General features: G+C 35.5%; 9 protein-coding genes. All 9 read left to right on the top strand.

Features of this window, described 5'->3' with window-relative positions:
* Positions 1-177: 177 nt before the first annotated feature.
* The 9 genes from ACE01P_RS21455 (at position 178) to ACE01P_RS21495 (ending at position 18,952) form a co-directional block, all read left to right on the top strand.
* A complete protein-coding gene (locus tag ACE01P_RS21455; protein WP_379701090.1) occupies positions 178-1,302 on the top strand; it encodes a glycosylase in 1,125 nt (374 codons plus the stop codon).
* Positions 1,303-1,472: 170 nt separating this feature from the next.
* The gene (locus ACE01P_RS21460; RefSeq protein ID WP_379701091.1) at positions 1,473-4,805 is read left to right on the top strand and encodes a glycoside hydrolase family 2 TIM barrel-domain containing protein; all 3,333 of its coding nucleotides are present in this window, start codon (positions 1,473-1,475) and stop codon (positions 4,803-4,805) included.
* A 201-nt stretch (positions 4,806-5,006) separates the two neighbouring features.
* Positions 5,007-8,393 carry a glycosyl hydrolase gene (locus ACE01P_RS21465; protein WP_379701092.1) on the top strand — a complete coding sequence of 1,129 codons (3,387 nt, stop codon included), beginning with the start codon at positions 5,007-5,009 and terminating at the stop codon, positions 8,391-8,393.
* 85 nt (positions 8,394-8,478) lie between these two features.
* On the top strand, positions 8,479-9,903 hold the full coding sequence (locus ACE01P_RS21470; protein WP_379701093.1) for a sialate O-acetylesterase: 1,425 nt from the start codon (positions 8,479-8,481) through the stop codon (positions 9,901-9,903).
* A 231-nt stretch (positions 9,904-10,134) separates the two neighbouring features.
* Positions 10,135-12,480 carry a DUF5703 domain-containing protein gene (locus ACE01P_RS21475; RefSeq protein WP_379701094.1) on the top strand — a complete coding sequence of 782 codons (2,346 nt, stop codon included), beginning with the start codon at positions 10,135-10,137 and terminating at the stop codon, positions 12,478-12,480.
* Positions 12,477-14,933: a polysaccharide lyase family 1 protein gene (locus tag ACE01P_RS21480; protein WP_379701095.1), complete on the top strand. Its 2,457-nt coding sequence runs from the start codon at positions 12,477-12,479 to the stop codon at positions 14,931-14,933. Before ACE01P_RS21475 ends, ACE01P_RS21480 begins: the two co-directional genes overlap by 4 nt.
* Before the next feature lie 114 nt (positions 14,934-15,047).
* A complete protein-coding gene (locus ACE01P_RS21485; RefSeq protein ID WP_379701096.1) occupies positions 15,048-17,069 on the top strand; it encodes a glycoside hydrolase family 127 protein in 2,022 nt (673 codons plus the stop codon).
* A gap of 112 nt (positions 17,070-17,181) precedes the next feature.
* Positions 17,182-18,165 (top strand): pectinesterase family protein, encoded by a 984-nt coding sequence (locus ACE01P_RS21490; protein WP_379701097.1) that lies wholly within the window; start codon positions 17,182-17,184, stop codon positions 18,163-18,165.
* A 4-nt stretch (positions 18,166-18,169) separates the two neighbouring features.
* A complete protein-coding gene (locus tag ACE01P_RS21495; protein WP_379701098.1) occupies positions 18,170-18,952 on the top strand; it encodes a rhamnogalacturonan acetylesterase in 783 nt (260 codons plus the stop codon).
* Positions 18,953-19,531: the final 579 nt, after the last annotated feature.

Here is a 19,531-nt window from a genome sequence, read left to right on the forward strand (position 1 = left end):
AAAGAATTGAAGAAGTAAGAGACGGGATAGAAGAAAGAAGCAAGAGGCAAGATTTTTAGAATATGAAAGAAAAAACTTTGCGACTCCGCGACTTTGCGAGATTAATATGTTCACAAACAAAATAAACTTAGAGTCTTAGTGCCTTTGTGGCAAAAGCAAACAAAACATAACCAAAAAATGAAAATTAAGTATCTAATCCTAACCATTTCAGCACTTGCCATAACAAGCTGTGCAACCAAATACAAGAAAAGAGAAATTACAGAAAGCGTAATGCAGGAAATTTACGAAGAAGTAAAAACGCCTTATAAATACGGTTTAGTGATGGTTCCAACAGACAACTCCTATAAAATGGATTGTCCGAGTGTTTTTAGAAAAGATGGGAAATGGTACATGACCTATTTAATTTATGACGGAAGAGGTTACGAAACTTGGTTAGCAGAAAGTGATAATTTGCTAGATTGGAAATATTTAGGAAAAGTGATGTCATTTTCAGAAAATGAAAAGCATTGGGATGTCAACCAAAAAGCAGGATATATTTCGTTGCAAGACATGACTTGGGGCGGAAGTTACGAATGGGAAAAATATGAAGACAAATATTGGATGAGTTATTTTGGCGGAGACAGCAAAGGTTACGAAGCTGGTGTTTTGTCAATTGGAATGGCATATACGAAAGAAGCGCCGACAAAACCGCACGAATTTCAAAGATTAGAAAATCCGGTTTTAACGCCAAAAGATAAAGACGCTAAATGGTGGGATAATAGCACGATGTACAAAAATAGCGTGATTCGTGATAAAGATAAATTGACAGGACACAATTTTATAATGTACTACAATGCCCGTGGAGATAGTATTAATCCTGCTAAAGGTGCAGAGCGTATTGCTATGGCGGTATCAAACGACATGAAACATTGGGAGCGTTATGGCAATAAACCTTTAATTAATCATCATAAAGGAATCTCGGGAGATGCTTATATTCAGCGTATTAATGATACTTGGGTAATGTTCTATTTCGGAGCTTTTTGGACGGGTTGGAATCAAGGTGCATTTAATCGTTTCGCAGTTTCAAATGATTTAATAAACTGGACCGACTGGAAAGGTGATGATTTAGTGAAATCTTCTGAACCTTATGATGATATGTTTGCACATAAATCATTTGTCGTAAAACATGATGGCGTTGTCTATCATTTTTACTGTGCAGTTAACAAAGCAGAACAAAGAGGAATCGCAATTGCAACTTCTAAAGATTTAGGGAAAAGCAAATTGAATTTTGTGGCGCCGCCTGAAAAGAAAAAGAAGAATTAATTACAAAAGATAAATAAAGACACAGCTTTGTCATTTCGACGAAGGAGAAATCTCCGTAAGTAACTCCGTAATGCGAGTCTAATCTTTGTAGAGTTTCTCGCGGAGATTTCTCCTTCGTCGAAATGACAAAAAATGAGATTAATGCAAAACGAATAAAAACAAAAGAATTAATGTTCCAACCAATTCAAAATAATCACTTTTCAAGGTTTCGATTTTCGATACCAAAATCAGTATTCACATTTTACATTTTACTTTTTACCATTTTCACAAACGCCCAATCCGTAACAGGAGAACCCGCAGGTATTCCAGAGCTTCATAAGAAATACGAGTTTGCGCCGTGGGAAGATCCAACGATTACAAGTATCAACAGACAGCCATCTAGAGCAACTGCGTATTCGTACACAAGTGTTGAAGACGCTTTAAAAGGCGACAGAACCAAAAGCCGAATCCAAATGCTGAATGGCGATTGGAACTTTAAATATGCAGTAAACTTAAATTTAGCTTCAAAAGATTTCTATAAAAATACTGTTTCTGGCTGGGATAAAATCGAAGTGCCTTCTAACTGGGAGATGAAAGGCTATGATAATCCAATTTACAAAAGTGCCGTTTATCCGTTTAGACCGATAAATCCGCCTTATATTCCTAAAGATTATAACGGAGTTGGTTCTTATCAAAGAAGTTTTACTGTTCCAGAAAACTGGAAAGATATGACGGTTACTTTACATTTCGGAGCTGTGAGTTCAGGTTTTGAAGTATGGTTAAACGGAGAATTTTTAGGATACGGAGAAGACAGTTTTCTTCCGTCAGAATTTGATGTTACACCTTATTTAAAAGCAGGGGAAAATGTAGTTTCAGTTCGCGTAATTCGTTGGACAGATGGTTCTTATTTAGAAGATCAAGATCATTGGCGTATGAGCGGTATCCAGCGAGAAGTTTTCATTATGGCAGAACCAAAATTGCGTATTCAGGATTTCTTTGTTCAAACAAAATTAGATAAAGAATATAAAGACGCAATTTTCAAACTGAGACCAAAAGTAGAAAATCTTACAGGAGAAAAAATCAAAGATTATACGATGAATGTTCAGTTGTACGATGCCAATAATACGGCAATGTTCAAAGAACCGCTTCAAAGACCTGTGATAGATTTAATTAACGAAAGTTATCCTCGTCTGGATAATGTTCGCTTCGGATTCTTCCAAGAAAACATTAAAAATCCAAAAAAATGGAGTTCAGAAGAACCGAATTTATATACGATGGTCATTTCGATAAAAGACAAAAATGGAAATGTTACAGAAGCAAAAAGCTGTAAAGTCGGTTTCCGTTCGATTGAATTCTCGAAAGAAAACGGAAAAATGCTCATCAACGGAAAAGAGACTTATGTGTATGGTGTAAACCGTCACGATCATCATCCAACAAGAGGAAAAGCGGTTACGAGAGAAGACATCAAACAAGATATTACGACGATTAAGAAATTCAATTTCAACTTTATACGTACGAGCCATTATCCAAACGATCCTTATTTCTACGAATTATGCGATCAATACGGAATCATGGTAATGGACGAAGCCAACCAAGAAACTCACGGAATTGGTGGTAAATTAAGCAACGATCCGCTTTGGACAAACGCTTATATGGAGCGTATGATTAGAATGGTCGAAAGAGATAAAAACCATCCGTCTGTTGTAATGTGGAGTTTGGGTAACGAAGGAGGAAAAGGACCAAATCATGCAGCAATGTCGGGCTGGGTCCACGATTTCGACATTACGCGTCCGGTACATTATGAACCAGCGCAAGGAAATGCGAAATTGGACGGTTACATTGATCCGCTTGATCCAAGATATCCAAAAACAATTGATCACGCTTATAGATTCGAAAACCCGCAAGATGATTCGTATGTCGATATGGTGAGTCGTTTTTATCCAGGCGTTTTTACACCGAAATTTTTAGTAGATCAAAAGAAAGATACGCGTCCGATTATTTTCGTTGAATATTCTCATGCAATGGGGAATTCAGTTGGAAATTTAAAAGAATTATGGGATGAATTCCGTTCACTTCCAAGAGTTATTGGAGGTTGTATTTGGGAATTTAAAGATCAGGGAATCGTAAAATTTGATTCAAGATCTGGTCAGAATTATTTTGCTCACGGAGGAGATTTTGGCGAAAAATACCATGACGGAAACTTCAATACAAAAGGAATTGTGGATTCTAATGGAAAACCAAAAGGTTCTCTTTTTGAGAATAAATGGGTCTATCAGCCAGCGATATCGACTTTAAACGGAAATCAATTAGAAATTAAAAACCGTCAAGCGGTTAAATCTTTAGAAGGATATATTCCAGTTTTAAAAGTGTTGGAAAACGGAAACGTAATCAAAACTCAGATTTTAAAACCATTAAAAGTAGAAGCGGGACAATCGACAACTTTAGACATCAGTTCTTATCTTCCAAAAATGAAAAATGATGCTGAATATCTTTTAAATATAGAATTCCAGCTTTCAGCTGATGAACTTTGGGCTTCAAAAGGTTATGTGGTTGCCGAAGATCAATTTCAGTTGAAAAAGAAAGAGGTTTCTATTGATTTTAAAAATGAAAAGGATTCAGCATATAAAACAACTGAAACAGATTTTGATTTTCAAATTAAAGGAAAATCTTTTGAAATTAAAATCAACAAAGAAAATGGAGCTTTAAGTTCATATATTTTTAATGGAGAAGAACAGGTTTTTGCTCCTTTACTTCCAAACTTTGTTAGACCTTTAACTGATAATGACAAAAGAGGATGGAAATCGCAAAAATTGTTAAAACAATGGTATAAAGCAAAACCAAAAGTTTTAAGTACGAAAATGGGAATTGCAATTGATGGTACTATAATTACAAGCGAATATGAAATTATTAAAGACAGTGCGAAAGTAGAAGTCGTTTATAAAATCAATGAGAATGGTGTAATAAAAGTAGATTACAGTTTGAAAGCTTCAGACAAACTGCCAAACATTCCAAAAATCGGAATGCAGATGGGAGTTCAAAGAAAATTCGATCAGATTTCTTGGTACGGTAAAGGAGAATTGGAAAACTACAGCGACAGAAGTTTCGGTTCGTTTGCTGGGAAATATTCGCTTCCAATCAATGATTTCATCGAACATTATCCAAAACCACAAGAAAACGGAAACAGATGTGATGTAAGATGGATGGCATTGACTACGCCTCAGAAAAATCAAGGTTTTATGGTAGTTAATGATACCAAGGTTTTGAGTATGAGCGCATGGCCTTATACACAAGAAAACCTAAGTGCATCAGGTCATACGTATGATTTAAAAGATCCAGGATTTTTGACCTTAAATATCGATTTAATTCAAATGGGAGTGGGAGGAAACGACAGCTGGACGATTGTAGCACAACCAATTGAACAATATCAGATTAAGTCTGGAAATTATCAATATAGCTTTTATTTAACGCCTTTTAGCGGTTCGAAAAATCAGTTGGAGAGTAGTTTGAAGAAGTTTAAATATTAAGTTACAAATACCTAACAGGTTTTAAAAACCTGTTAGGTATTTGTATTTATAAATAAAGTATAGTTTAAGTACAGTTTGTCATTCCGACGGAGGAGGAATCTCCACAAGTAACTCCGTAAAGAAAAGCCAATCTTTGTAGAGCATCTTACGAAGATTCCTCCTCCGTCGGAATGACAAACAGAACGGTTAAAAACAACAAAAATGTTTCAAAAAAAACACCTCTTTTTTATCCTTCTTCTCGCAAGCATCGTCTCTGCGCAGGATCTCCATAAAAAAGAATCTTTTCAGCCAACATTAGAATCTTCCAAAACTTGGGTGTATTGGTATTGGATGAAATCGGCGTATTCTAAAGCAGGAATCACTGCCGATTTGGAAGCCATGAAACAAAACGGAATTGCAGGTGCCTATTTAATGACAATCAAAGGCCCAGCAAATCCGCCATTGATCGATCCACCGGTTTTACAGCTGACGCCTGAATTTTGGGATATGATTAATTGGACTTTTAAAGAAGCAGATCGTTTAGGTTTGAAACTCGCTTTTCACGGAGCAGATGGATTCGCCGTTGCAGGTGGCCCGTGGATTAAACCAGAAATGTCGATGCAAAGAGTAGTTTGGTCGACAACTGAAATTTTAGGAGGAAAAAAAGTGACTTCAAAACTTCCTGTTCCAGAGCATTACAAAGATTATTATAAAGACATTGCAGTTTTTGCAATTCCGATAAAAGAATATCAAACTACATCTCAGATTCAATTACCAAAAGTAACGACATCAAATAATACGGATGCTTCATTTTTGGCTGATCCGAAGAAAGATGAAAACTTCAAGTTTGCAGATGCAGGTTGGATTCAATACGAATTTGCACAGCCTTTTACTTGCAAATCTATTATAATTGAAACCAAAGGAAGAGATTATCAAGCACAGCGTTTAATTGTGGAAGTAAGTGATGACGGAGTTCATTTTAAATTCCACGAAAGACTGATTGCACCACGTCACGGCTGGCAGGATATGGATTTTCCAAACACACATACGATTACACCAGTTACAGCAAAATATTTCAGATTTGTTTATGATCCAGTAGGAACAGAACCAGGCGCAGAAGATTTGGATTTTGCGAAGTGGAAACAAAATCTAAAAGTGAGTAAAATTACACTTTCGAATCAATCCTTAATTAATAATTACGAAGGAAAATCAGGCGCGATTTGGCGTTTGACTCCTGAAACTACTGAGAAAGAAATTCCAAACACAGATGCATTCAAAAAGTCAGAAATCGTTAATATTTCAAATTTTGTTGATGCCGATGGAAATTTGAACTGGAAAGCGCCAAAAGGAAAATGGAAAATTATCCGAATGGGACATACTTCTACAGGGCATGAAAACGCAACGGGTGGAGCAGGAAAAGGATTGGAAGTCGATAAATTTAATCCAGAATTAATTCGTTTTCAATTGGATCATTGGTTTGGAGAAGCCGTTCGTTCTGCTGGTCCGGAATTGGCTTCAAAAGTACTGGCGATTCTTCATTTTGATAGCTGGGAATGTGGAAGTCAAAACTGGTCTTCAGTTTTTCAAGCCGAATTTAAAAAGAGACGTGGTTATGATATTGTAGAATATCTTCCTGTAATGGCTGGAATTCCGGTGGAAAGTGCCGATTTCTCGGAGAAAGTTTTATACGATGTCAGAAAAACAATTGGCGATTTAATTGCAGATAATTTCTACGGAACTGTCGCTCAAATTGCTAAAGAATATAAGGTTAAGTTAAGTTCAGAAAATGTCGCGCCAACCATGATGAGCGATGCTTTATTGCATTATAAATATGTTGATTATCCGGGCGGTGAATTCTGGCTGAAAAGCCCAACGCACGACAAACCTTTTGATATGGTAGATGCTATTTCGGGCGGGCATATTTATGGAAAAGACATTATTCAGGCAGAATCTTTTACGGCTTTGCGAATGGATTGGGACGAACATCCAGGAAATCTAAAAACAACGGCTGACCGAAATTATGCTTTAGGAATTAACCGTTTATTCTACCATGTTTTTGTTCATAATCCGTGGACGGACAGAAAACCGGGAATGACTTTAGATGATATCGGAACTTTTTTCCAAAGAGACCAAACGTGGTGGAAACCCGGAAAAGCTTGGTTTGATTATTGTCAAAGAGTGCAGTTTCAGTTACAAAAAGGAAAACCAGTAATTGATTTGGCGGTTTTTATTGGCGAAGATTTTCCTTCGCGTTCTTTCGTTCCAGATCGTTTGGTGCCGTTTATTCCGAATGTTTTTGGAAAAGAAAGATTGGAAAGCGAGAAAATCCGTTTGGAAAATGAAGGTCAGCCAACGGCAAAAATGCCAAAAGAAGTCACTTATTCTAAAAACATAACTGATTTATCGCAATGGATTAATCCTTTAAATGGTTATCAATATGATTCATTTAACGCTGATGTTTTAATTAACAGAGCAAAAGTGGTAAACGGAAAAGTAACTTTTGAAGGCGGAATCGAATACGGAGCTTTACTGTTTCCGGGAAGTCATAAAATGGCGCCGAATAAAATTTTGTCTTTGGCTTCCGCCGAAAAAATCCTACAATTGCTAAAAGACGGAGCAACGATTTTTGTAGATGAAAAACCAACTATTCAGCCAGGAATTCAATCAGAAGCAGATCAGAAGAAATGGCAAAATGTAATTGATGAAATTTGGAATAATGCTAATTCGACTTCATGGAAAATCGGAAAAGGAACAGTTGTCAAATTACCTTATTTAGGAAATGATTTTGCTTCCATCGGAATCACTCAAGATGTTTATTTTCCAAACCTAAACAGAGCCGATTCAGAAACGATTGCTTACGCGCATAGAAAAGCCGATAATGAAGAAGTTTATTTTCTTTCGAATCAAAAAGAACAAAAAAGAGCCTTTGAAGTTTCTTTCAGAATAGCTGGAAAAGTGCCACAATGGTATAATCCAGTTACGGATAAAATATCGGCTTTAGCCAATTGGAAAATAGAAAATGGAAGAACAATTGTTTCTTTAAATTTAGAGGCTAATGAATCTGGTTTTGTGATTTTTAAAGAAGAAACAAAAGAAATTCTAACGCAAGGAAAAACAGCTGAATTTGAAAAAGTTCAGGTTTTAGATGAAAATTGGGAACTTCAATTCGATCCAGAATTTAAAGGTCCGAAAGATGTCATAAAAACAAATAAACTTTTTGATTGGAGTACTTCTGAAAATGATCAGATTAAATATTATGGAGGAACTGTTATTTATAAAAAAGAGTTTGTTTGGAAGGGAAAAGACACCAGCAAAATCTGGCTTTATTTAGGAGAAATTGCCAATATAGCTGAAGTTTCAATCAACGGAAAAGATTGTGGAACGCTTTGGACTTTCCCATTCAAAACTAATATTTCGGAGGCATTACAAAAGGGAAAAAATACAATTGTAATAAAAGTGACAAATACGTGGGCAAACCGTTTAATTGGTGATCAAAAATTGCAAAAAGAAGAAAGGTTAACATGGACAACAGCTCCTTTTAGGTTGGAAGGAAATCCGTTGCTAAAAGCGGGATTATTAGGGCCAGTAAGTATTGTAAAAGAAGAATAATTTTTTTTCGCCACGAATTCACGAATTTTTTATAATCAGATTTGAGATTAATTCGTGAATTCGTGGCTAATAAAACACAATGAAAATGAGAAATTCAATTATTGCATTTGTTGTTGCTTTGTCAAGCCTTCAAATCAATGCAAAAATCAAAATGCCTGCATTATTTTCAGACAACATGATATTGCAACAGAAATCAAACGCACCAATTTGGGGCTGGGCAGAAAAGAATGCAAATGTCACTATCAAAACATCTTGGAATTCTAAAATCTACAAAACAAAAGCCGACGCTTCTGGCAAATGGAAAACAGAATTGCAAACGCCATCATTTGGTGGACCATTTACTATTGAAGTTTTAGAAGGAACGGAAAAAGTTGTAATTAAAAACATTTTAATTGGTGAAGTTTGGCTTTGCTCAGGACAATCAAATATGGAAATGCCTTTAAAAGGATTTCAGGGACAGCCAGTTAAAAACGGAAACGAAATCATTGTAAGATCAGCCAATAAAAACATTCGTTTAATTACAATTCCGCGTGCGACAGTTTTAGAACCAAAAGACGATTTTGATGGAAAATGGGAAGAGGCTTCTCCAAAATCAACATCCAATTTTAGCGCGACGGCTTGGTATTTTGGATCGCTTCTACAAGAAGTTTTAAATGTTCCGGTTGGATTGATTCATGTTTCGTACGGAGGTTCGAGTATGGAAGCTTGGATGAACAAAGAAATGCTGAAAGATTTCGCAAGCGCTAAAATCCCCACTACAAAAGAAGAATTGGCAAAAGATCCGAATCGTGTTCCGACGACATTGTTTAACGGAATGCTTTCACCTGTAATTGGTTACGGAATCAAAGGTTGTATTTGGTACCAAGGAGAATCGAATTATGAAAGAGCAAATGAGTATACAGCTTTGATGAAGAAAATGGTAAGCAGTTGGAGAACAATGTGGAATCAGGGAGATTTTCCTTTTTATTTCGCTCAGATTGCACCATTTAATTACGCTTCATTTCATCCAAAAGATTATGTCGAAAAATACAATTCGGCTTATTTGAGAGAGGCTCAATTTAAGGCTTCAAAAGAAATTCCGAATTCGGCAATGGCAGTTTTAATGGATGTTGGAGAAGAAAATAACATTCATCCAATGGACAAAGAAAAAGGGGGAAACCGATTGGCTTTTCAGGCTTTGGCAAGAACGTACGGAATGGAAGGTTTCGAATTCGAAAGTCCGAAATACAAAAGCATGGAAATAAAAGACGGCGCTGTAACTGTTTCTTTTGATGATGTTGCCAACGGAATTACATCTTACGATAAAGAAGTTACAGGTTTTGAAATTGCAGGAGAAGACAAAGTTTTTTATCCTGCAAAAACGGTTGTAAGAAGAAAATCAGTGGTTTTAACTTCTGATAAAGTAAAGAAACCAGTTGCTATAAGATATTTATGGAAAGATTTCGCAAAAGCGGAATTGTTTAGTGCAGGAGGCTTGCCGGTTTCTTCGTTTAGAACGGATGAGTGGTAATTATAAGTTATGAGTTATTAATTATGAGTTATGAGTTATGAGTTTCCACGTAGTTTGTCATTTCGAGGAACGAGAAATCTCCGCAAGTAGCTCTACAAAGATTGGAATTATAGCTCCCGCAGATTTAGCAGATCTGACAGATAAAATAAAATCAGCTAAATCTGCCAAATCTGCGAGAGAAAAATAAAAATTAAATGCCTGTAAGGTTTTAGAAACTTTGCGAAAAAAAAGATGAGAAATACAATACTATTTATATTCTTCTTCACCACGCTTTGCCTTAAAGCGCAAATTCCCACGCTTGAAAATTACAATCAAGTTTGGACAACGCAAAGCAATAATTCATCAGAATCTATGCCTTTGGGTGGCGGTGATATCGGTATGAATGTTTGGGTTGAAAAAGGAGATTTATATTTCTATTTTTCGCGAAGCGGGACTTTTGACGAACATAATACTTTATTGAAATTAGGACGAGTAAAAATCACTTTAAGTCCAAATCCGTTTGGAGGAAAAGAGGGATTTCGTCAGGAATTAAAGTTGAAAGACGGTTACGTTTTAGTTGGACAAAATGATACTAAAATCAAACTTTGGGTGGATGTTTTTAAACCGATTATTCATGTTGATTTAGAAAGCAAAAATCCGTTGAAAATGACGGCTTCTTATGAAAGCTGGCGTCATCAGAATCGTATTTCAAAAGGAAAAGAAAACAATGCCAATTCTTATAAATGGGCGCCTCAGGGAGATCTTGTTAATTTTAAAGATTCGATTGCTTTTGAAAATAACGGACTTAAATTCTATCATAGAAACCGCGAACAAACCGTTTTTGACGTTGCTGTAAAACAACAGAAAATGGAATCGGTTAAAGACCAAATGATGAATCCGATTGCTAATTTAACTTTCGGCGGATTCATGAAAGGTGATAATCTAAAACCAAACGGAACTTATTTAGGAAAATATCAGGATACCGATTTTAAAGGTTTTAATTTGACAAGTGTAAAACATTCAAAAAAACATTCGTTAGAAATTTATTTAAATACCAGTCAATCTGATTTTCCAACTTGGAATAATGGTCTGCAAAGTTTGATTTCTGCTAATAAAAACAATGCGAAACAAGCAGAAAAAAACACAATAAAATGGTGGAATGATTTCTGGAATCGCAGTTTTATTTTTACACAAAAAAATCAATCGATTGAGAAAGATTCGGTTTATCAAATTGGACAGAATTATCAGTTGTTCCGATACATGTTGGGATGCAATGCATACGGAAAATATCCAACGAAATTCAATGGCGGGCTTTTTACTGTTGATCCTGTTCACACGAATAAAGATCTAAATTTTACTCCTGATTTTAGAAATTGGGGCGGAGGAACTATGACAGCTCAAAACCAGCGATTGGTTTATTTTCCGATGGTAAAAAGCGGTGATTTTGATATGATGAAATCGCAATTGAGTTTTTATTTGGATTTACAAAAAAATGCCGAATTACGCAGTAAAGTCTATTGGAAACACAACGGAGCTTCTTTTACAGAACAATTAGAAAATTTCGGGCTTCCAAATCCTGCTGAATACGAATGGAAACGTCCCGAAGATTACGATCCAGGAATGGAATATAATGCTTGGCTAGAATACGAATGGGACACCGTTTTAGAATTTTGCCAAATGATGTTACAGCAGAAAGAATATGCCAAAGAAGATATTCAGAAATACAATTCATTTATCATAAGCTGTTTGCGATTTTTTGATGAACATTATCAATATTTAGCGAAACAAAGAGGAAGAAAAGCTTTGGACGGAAACGGAAAATTAATTCTTTTTCCGGGTTCAGCTGCTGAAACTTATAAAATGACGAATAACTCCAATAGCACAATTTCGGCTTTGCAAGTTATTACAGAAAGTCTTTTAAACCTTTCTGTCAATGAATTGTCAAAAGAAGACGTTGAATATTTAAAAGTGTTTCAAACAAGAATTCCGCCTTTAAATTTTGGGCAGATTGAAAATCATAAAGTATTGCTTCCTGCGAAAACATGGGAACGCGTTAATAATTCGGAGGTGCCGCAATTGTATCCTGTTTATCCGTGGGGAATTTATGGCGTTGGAAAACCAGATTTAGAAACAGCTTTAAATACATGGAAATACAATCCAGATGCTTTGAAATTTAGAAGTCATATTGGTTGGAAACAAGACAACATTTTTGCAGCTCGTTTAGGTTTGACCAATGAAGCAGCAAAATACAATACGTTGAAAATGGCTAATTCTGACCGACGTTTTCCAGCATTCTGGGGACCAGGTTTTGACTGGGTTCCAGATCATAATTGGGGTGGTTCGGGAATGATTGGCATGCAGGAAATGCTTTTGCAGGAAACAGACGGAAAAATTTATCTTTTTCCAGCTTGGCCAAAAGAATGGAACGTTCATTTTAAATTACATGCCAAACAAAATACTACAATTGAAGCCGAATTGATTAATGGCGAAGTAAAGGTTTTAAAAGTAGTTCCAGAAGAAAGAAAAAAAGATATTATAAACCTGATTGAAAAATCAGAAACTGAAAAAATTAAACTAACTATTACCGACCAAAAATGAAGAAATTACTAAGTGCTGCAGTTCTGGCAATGCTTTTGGCAAACAATGGACAAGCACAATCAGTTCAGAATACTGATAAACAAATTGTAAAAGTCGATTTTGACTTTTTCCAAAGAAGATTAGAAGAAGTTCACGATCCAAGTTACGATTCGTGGGTGATCAATGAAAATAAAGAAGACCAGAAAACATTTAACGGAGTGACTTTTAAGTTAAAAGGAAACTTCACTTCAAAATGGTACAAGCTCGGAATGAGCGCTCCTTTTTATAACAGATTAGGGAGCGACGGATTAATTACAACAGAGAATTTAGAATTGAAAATTAGCGGTTTAAAAGAGGGAAAACATACACTTTTAACATTTCATAATGGGTTTGAGGTAACAAATGGAAAAACCGTTTCTCCAATAAAAATATTTGTAAACGGAACACTTCAGGAAACGGTAAATGCAAGTCAAAGAGCCAATGCAAAAATTGATGCTGCAATGGCTTATATTACATTCAATGCAGAAAAAGGTAAAGATGTAGTGGTTCGTTTCGAAATTGATCCAACAAACAATCCAGATGTTGTAAAACAAATCGTTGTGAATGGTTTTGAGATTGATACGCCAAACTTAATGAATCAGGCGCGTACTCCAGAACCTGTAAACAGAGATGAACATGTTGAAGTAACTAAAAATGTGATCCTAAAATGGGATGCTCCAAAAAATGTTGTCGCTCATAAATTGTATTTTGGTTTGGATAAAAATGCGGTTGAAAACGCAACAGAATCTTCTAAAGAATTTAAAGGAAAATTAGTTGATAAAAATTTCTCTATTTCTGATTTATACAGCGGTTCGACCTATTATTGGAGAGTCGACGAAGTAGATAATAATGGTCAGGAGACTTTAGGGAATGTTTGGTCGTTTAAGCCTGCCCAATTGGCTTTTCCAGGTGCTGAAGGTTACGGAAGATATGCTGTTGGAGGACGTGGCGGAAAAGTAATCGAAGTTACCAATCTAAACGATGACGGGCCGGGAAGTTTACGTGACGCTATTAATCAGCAAATTGGGCCAAGAACAATTGTTTTTAATGTTTCGGGAAATATTAAGTTGGCTTCGAGATTAGTTGCCAATCAGCCGTATATTACGATTGCGGGACAAACTGCTCCGGGCGAAGGAATTACGATTACCAGAGCACCGATTGGATTGACAGGAAATGAAGGTGTTATCCGCTTTTTGAAAGTGAGAATCGGAGGAGGAACTACTTATGACGGAATGGGATTAACAGGCGCAAATTTCAGTATTATCGATCACTGTTCTATCAGTTGGACTATTGATGAGTCGTTTAGTTCGCGTGGTGCGCATCATATTACGTTGCAGCGAACTTTAATTTCAGAAGCTTTGAACGTTGCGGGACACGATAAATATCCAGCAGGAAAAATGCATGGTTTTGCAGCGACAATTGGAGGAGATATCGGAAGTTTTCACCACAATTTATTGGCGCATAATCAAGGTCGTAACTGGAGTATTGGCGGTGGTTTAGATGGTGACGGCTATTCTTCAGGACGTTTGGATATTCGCAATAATGTAGTATACAATTGGGGTACACGTGCCACAGACGGTGGTGCCAAGGAAGTGAATTTCGTTAATAATTATTATAAACCGGGAGCTTCAACGAAGATTTTTGTTGCCTTAAATGCACAAATTGAAGGTGTTGGAAAAGGTAAACAGCAATATTATTTTGATGGAAATGTAATGCCAGGTTATTTTGATGAAAAGAATCAGGAGAAAGGTAGAAAGTTTACACTTTCTAATAAAGCGACTGCAGATTACGACGTGTTTTTACCAAAACCATTTTTTGAATCGTACGTAACAGACCAATCAGCGAGAGCGGCTTATAAAGATGTGCTTTCAGATGTTGGTGCAACTCAGCCGTATTTTGACAAACATGATAACCGAATTATAGATGAAACGCTGAAAGGAACTTTTACTTATAAAGGAAGCAAAAGTGGTTTAGGCGGTATGATTGACAACGAAGCTGATCAAGGCGGATGGCCAAACTTTCCGTCAGAAACTCGTCCAGCAGATTGGGATACCGATCATGACGGTTTGCCAAATTGGTGGGAAAAAGCTTTTAGTTTAAACGAAAATTCACCAGCAGGAGATTTCTCAGATGCGAATTCAGATGTTGATAAAGATGGATTTACGCAATTAGATAATTATTTAGATTGGTTGGCTCAGCCTCATTATTTTATCAATTTAAAAGATAAAAAATCATTAGCTGTGGCAGATTTCTTTAAAGGATATGAGAACAAACCTGTTTACACTTTCTCTGAAGTTAAAAATGGAAAGGCAAGTTTAAAAGGAAAAGAAATTCAGTTTACAGCCGAAAATAAAGGTTTTGCATCGTTTGTAATCACAGTAAAAGATGCTGACGGAGATTCAATGAGCAGAACTATTAATTTCTTCGTAAAATAAATATTTAAACCATATAAGTCATATAAGAAATTATAAGTTTGACTTAATGTATTTAAAATCAAAGTTTAGTTTAAATGAACTTATATTACTTATATGGTTCAAAATCAGAATAAAATGAAAAATTTATTAAATGTTTCTCTTAGCTTGTTTTTTGTTAGCGCGGGAGTAATGGCTCAAAACAAAGGTTTGGTTGCGAATTCACAAAGTCCGTATTCTAAACTGCAGAGCGTAGGCTTGCAAGACGTAAAATGGACCAAAGGATTCTGGAAAGATCAATTTGATGTAGAAACCAGAAACACTTTGCCGTACATGTGGGATTTGTATCATAGTGAAACTTCGCATGCATACAAAAACTTCGAGATTGCTGCAGGATTAGAAAAAGGAGCTTTCAAAGGACCTTCTTTTCATGATGGTGATTTCTACAAAATTTTTGAAGGAATGGCAGCAACTTATGCCGTTACAAAAGATAAAAAACTCGATGCCGAAATGGATAAAGCTATTGCGCTTTTCGCGAAAGTGCAACGCAAAGACGGTTATATTCATACACCTGTTTTAATTGACGAGCGCTGGGGAACTTTAGGCCCAGAAGAAGTGAAAAAACAATTGGGTTTCGAGAAATACAATATGGGACATTTAATGACTGCGGCTTGTATTCATTATCGTGCCACAGGAAAAACGAATTTTCTGAATATTGCCAAAGGAGTTGCCGATTTCTTGTATGATTTTTACAAAAAAGCATCGCCAGAATTGGCTAGAAATGCAATTTGTCCGTCGCATTATATGGGAATTGTCGAAATGTACAGAACGGTAAAAGATCCGAAATATCTGGAATTGGCTAATAATCTGATTGATATTCGCGGAACTACAAACGATGGTACAGATGACAATCAGGACAGAGTTCCGTTTAGACAGCAGACCAATGCAATGGGACATGCTGTAAGAGCGAATTACCTATACGCAGGAGTTGCAGATTTATATGCAGAAACGGGAGAAAAGAAATTATTAGACAATTTAGAATCTATTTGGGATGATGTAACGTATCGTAAAATGTATATCACAGGTGGTTGTGGTTCATTGTATGATGGAGTTTCGCCAGACGGAACTTCTTATGATCCAACTGTAGTTCAGAAGATTCATCAGGCTTACGGAAGACCTTTTCAATTGCCAAATGCAACGGCTCATACAGAAACTTGTGCCAATATTGGAAATGTATTGTGGAATTGGAGAATGCTTCAAATTACAGGAGATGCAAAATATGCTGATATTGTGGAGTTAGCACTTTATAATAGCGTACTTTCGGGAATGAATTTAAAAGGAGATAAATTCTTGTATAACAATCCCTTGAATGTTTCAAATGATTTGCCGTTTCACCAAAGATGGGGAAATGTTCGTGAAGGTTATATTGCTTTGTCAAACTGCTGTGCGCCAAATGTAACGAGAACAGTTGCCGAAGTTGGAAATTATGCTTACAATCTTTCGAAAGAAGGTTTGTATGTGAATTTGTACGGAAGTAACAATTTGAATACAAAAACGTTAAGCGGAGAAGCATTAGAAATTGAACAGCAAACCAATTATCCTTGGGACGGAAAAGTAACTTTGAAAATCATTAAAGCTCCAAAAGATTTGCAGGCTTTCTTTTTAAGAATTCCGGGCTGGAGTGAGAATGCTGAAGTTTCGGTAAATAATTCGAAAGTTTCAGATAAAATAGTTTCAGGAACGTATTTGAAATTAAGTCAAAAATGGAAAAAAGGCGATGTAATTGAATTGAATATGCCAATGCCAGTTGAATTGATGGAAGCCAATCCGTTAGTGGAAGAAGTTAAAAATCAGGTTGCGGTAAAAAGAGGCCCGATTGTTTACTGCTTAGAATCGAGTGGGATGCCTGCGAATACAAGTGTAAATGATGTTGTATTGAATGTGAATTCAAAATTTATGACTAAATATTGTGAGGTAGATTATAGAACTATGATATGCATTTACGCTGATTCATATATAAATGATAAAACCGTATGGGATAAAAAACTCTATACACCATTATCAAAAAATAAAGGAAAAGAATCTTCAATAAGATTGATTCCTTATTTTGCGTGGGGAAATGAAGGCAAAGGGGAAATGTCTGTTTGGCTTTCACATTAAAATTATAGATTCCTGTTTTCGTTTATCAATCATTGTGGTTACTTTGCGTTAGACGCACTGCTGTGCGTCTCTACAGATAAACTTTGTCTAAAAACTTAAACTATTAAAAATTATGAAATATATTCTGGCTTTATTTTTAATAACATTTTCTATATCAGCTCAAACGCTCGATAACAAATTAGCATTAACAGTTGCTCAAGATGGTTCTGGAGATTTTAAAACCATTCAAGAAGCGGTAAATAATGTAAAAGACAATTCAGTAAAACGTGTTATAATAACCATAAAACCAGGAAAATATATTGAAAAGTTAGAAATTCCAGTTTCTAAATCCTTCATCACTTTAAAAGGAACTGATAGAAATAAAACCATTATTTCGTTTGATGATTATTCTGGTAAACCACTTCGCGAACCAGATCCGTCAGGGAAAAAGGAATTTGGAACAGGTACTTCGTATTCTTTCATGATTAAGGCGAATGATTGTACACTTGAAAATCTAACTGTTGAAAACACAGCGGGAAGAGTAGGACAGGCGGTTGCACTTCATATTAAAGGCGATAGAGTTATTGTAAAGAATTGCAATCTTTTAGCAAATCAGGATACGCTTTATTTATCAGAAGGAAATACACGTATTTATTTTGAAAACTGTTTCATCAACGGAACAACCGATTTTATTTTTGGAGCGGCAACGGCTTATTTCTATAAATGCACTATCGAAAGTTTAATAAACTCTTATATCACAGCAGCTTCGACTCCGCAAGGACAGGCTTATGGATATGTTTTTGTAGATTGCAAGCTTACCGCGAAAGATAAATCGGTAGACAAAGTGTTTCTAGGAAGACCTTGGAGACCTTATGCTCAAACGGTTTTCATTAATACTGATATTGGTTCGCATATAATTCCAGAAGGTTGGAATGCTTGGATTGATACTCGATTTCCTGATAAAGACAAAACGGCTTATTATGCAGAATTTGGGAGCAAAGGGTTGAGTGCAAAAGATGTATCTCAACGTGTTGCTTGGTCACATCAACTAAAGAAAGAAGATATTAAAAAATACAATAGAGATTTAGTTTTAAACGGATGGAATCCAAATAAATAGGCTCATGAAAAACGTTAGATTTTTTGCAATTTTATTATGCTCGATTTTTATATTTTGTGCTTTTAGTTTTAAATCAAAAGTCACTACTATTTATTTAATCGGAGACTCCACAGTTGCTGATTATTCGTTAGAAGAAAATTATCAAACGAAGAAATTTCCGCAAGTCGGTTGGGGACAGGTTTTCCAGCCTTTCTTTCAAAAAGACAGTTTAAAATTGGTTTCTACTATTTTGGGTTCGGCGAAAGAAGTAAAAATTGATGATCGTGCCAAAGGCGGAAGAAGTACGAGAACTTTTTTTCAGGAAGGACGCTGGGCATCGGTTTACAAATCACTTCAAAAGGGAGATATTGTTATGATGCAGTTTGGACATAACGATGGTGCTGTTGACAAAACAGAACGTTATGTAAATATTGAAGGTTACAAAGAGTTTCTTCGACTTTTTATCAATCAAACCAAAGAAAAAGGGGCAACTCCAATTGTACTGACTTCAGTTGCTAGAAATTATCCGTGGAAGGATGGAAAGCTCAGCAATGTTCATGGCGATTATCCTCAGGCTGCCATTGATGTAGCAAAAGAATTGAACGTAAAGTATATTGATTTAAATGAGCTTTCGATGGACTTTTTTTCTTCAAAAGGACAAGAATATGTTACTACAAATTATTTCATGAATTTTGAAGCAGGCAAGTTTCCTGCTTTTCCAGAAGGACAAAAAGACAATACACATTTTCAGACTCAGGGCGGAATTGAAGTAGCTCGATTGGTCTTTAATGCAATGAAGAAACTATAAATTTTAAAAGTGCAATTTCAGCCCGTTGGTCATAGGATTTAGCGGGCTTTTTTATTGGCTTTTATCAGAAGAAAAAACCAGAAAAAAGCCATTTAAATTTTGTTGGTCAGAATTTACGTTTAAAAATATATTTTTTTACTAAAAAAAAATTAAGGTTTTTTTGGGAGTAACCTGCAAGTGTCTGTTTTATGTTTTTGTAAGTTTTTTAGTTAGAAAAAAATATACTGTGAGTATTTATCTCTATCGTTTTCGTAAAAAATCGTATTTTCTAAGCTCTTATTTATCAGATGGGATACGATTAAGTTTTGCAGAATATATACTATATGTTTATTTTTGGTAATAATATTATTGTTTTTTAGTCGAAATGCGATTGTAAATTTTATTTTAAGCAAACATTTATTATAAATATTTAGGTTCGTATATTTTTTCCATTCGTTTTTTATTAATATTGTTTTTTTTGAGTGCTTTTTTTTGAAATAACATGATTAAAACAGGATAGAGCAGGACGGTTCTAATGTGTCATCGTCATATTTTTGGAATATTAAAATAAATGTGTTTTAAACATTTAATAAAATTAAT

The organism is Flavobacterium sp. HJSW_4 (genome assembly GCF_042436695.1).
Classification (GTDB): Bacteria; Bacteroidota; Bacteroidia; order Flavobacteriales; family Flavobacteriaceae; genus Flavobacterium.

What these genes read in the sequence shown, in the direction of transcription:
- ACE01P_RS21455 (WP_379701090.1), top strand. Translation starts at nt 178, where the DNA reads ATGAAAATTAAGTATCTAATCCTAACCATTTCAGCACTTGCCATAACA.
- ACE01P_RS21460 (WP_379701091.1), top strand. Translation starts at nt 1,473, where the DNA reads ATGTTCCAACCAATTCAAAATAATCACTTTTCAAGGTTTCGATTTTCG.
- ACE01P_RS21465 (WP_379701092.1), top strand. Translation starts at nt 5,007, where the DNA reads ATGTTTCAAAAAAAACACCTCTTTTTTATCCTTCTTCTCGCAAGCATC.
- ACE01P_RS21470 (WP_379701093.1), top strand. Translation starts at nt 8,479, where the DNA reads ATGAGAAATTCAATTATTGCATTTGTTGTTGCTTTGTCAAGCCTTCAA.
- ACE01P_RS21475 (WP_379701094.1), top strand. Translation starts at nt 10,135, where the DNA reads ATGAGAAATACAATACTATTTATATTCTTCTTCACCACGCTTTGCCTT.
- ACE01P_RS21480 (WP_379701095.1), top strand. Translation starts at nt 12,477, where the DNA reads ATGAAGAAATTACTAAGTGCTGCAGTTCTGGCAATGCTTTTGGCAAAC.
- ACE01P_RS21485 (WP_379701096.1), top strand. Translation starts at nt 15,048, where the DNA reads ATGAAAAATTTATTAAATGTTTCTCTTAGCTTGTTTTTTGTTAGCGCG.
- ACE01P_RS21490 (WP_379701097.1), top strand. Translation starts at nt 17,182, where the DNA reads ATGAAATATATTCTGGCTTTATTTTTAATAACATTTTCTATATCAGCT.
- ACE01P_RS21495 (WP_379701098.1), top strand. Translation starts at nt 18,170, where the DNA reads ATGAAAAACGTTAGATTTTTTGCAATTTTATTATGCTCGATTTTTATA.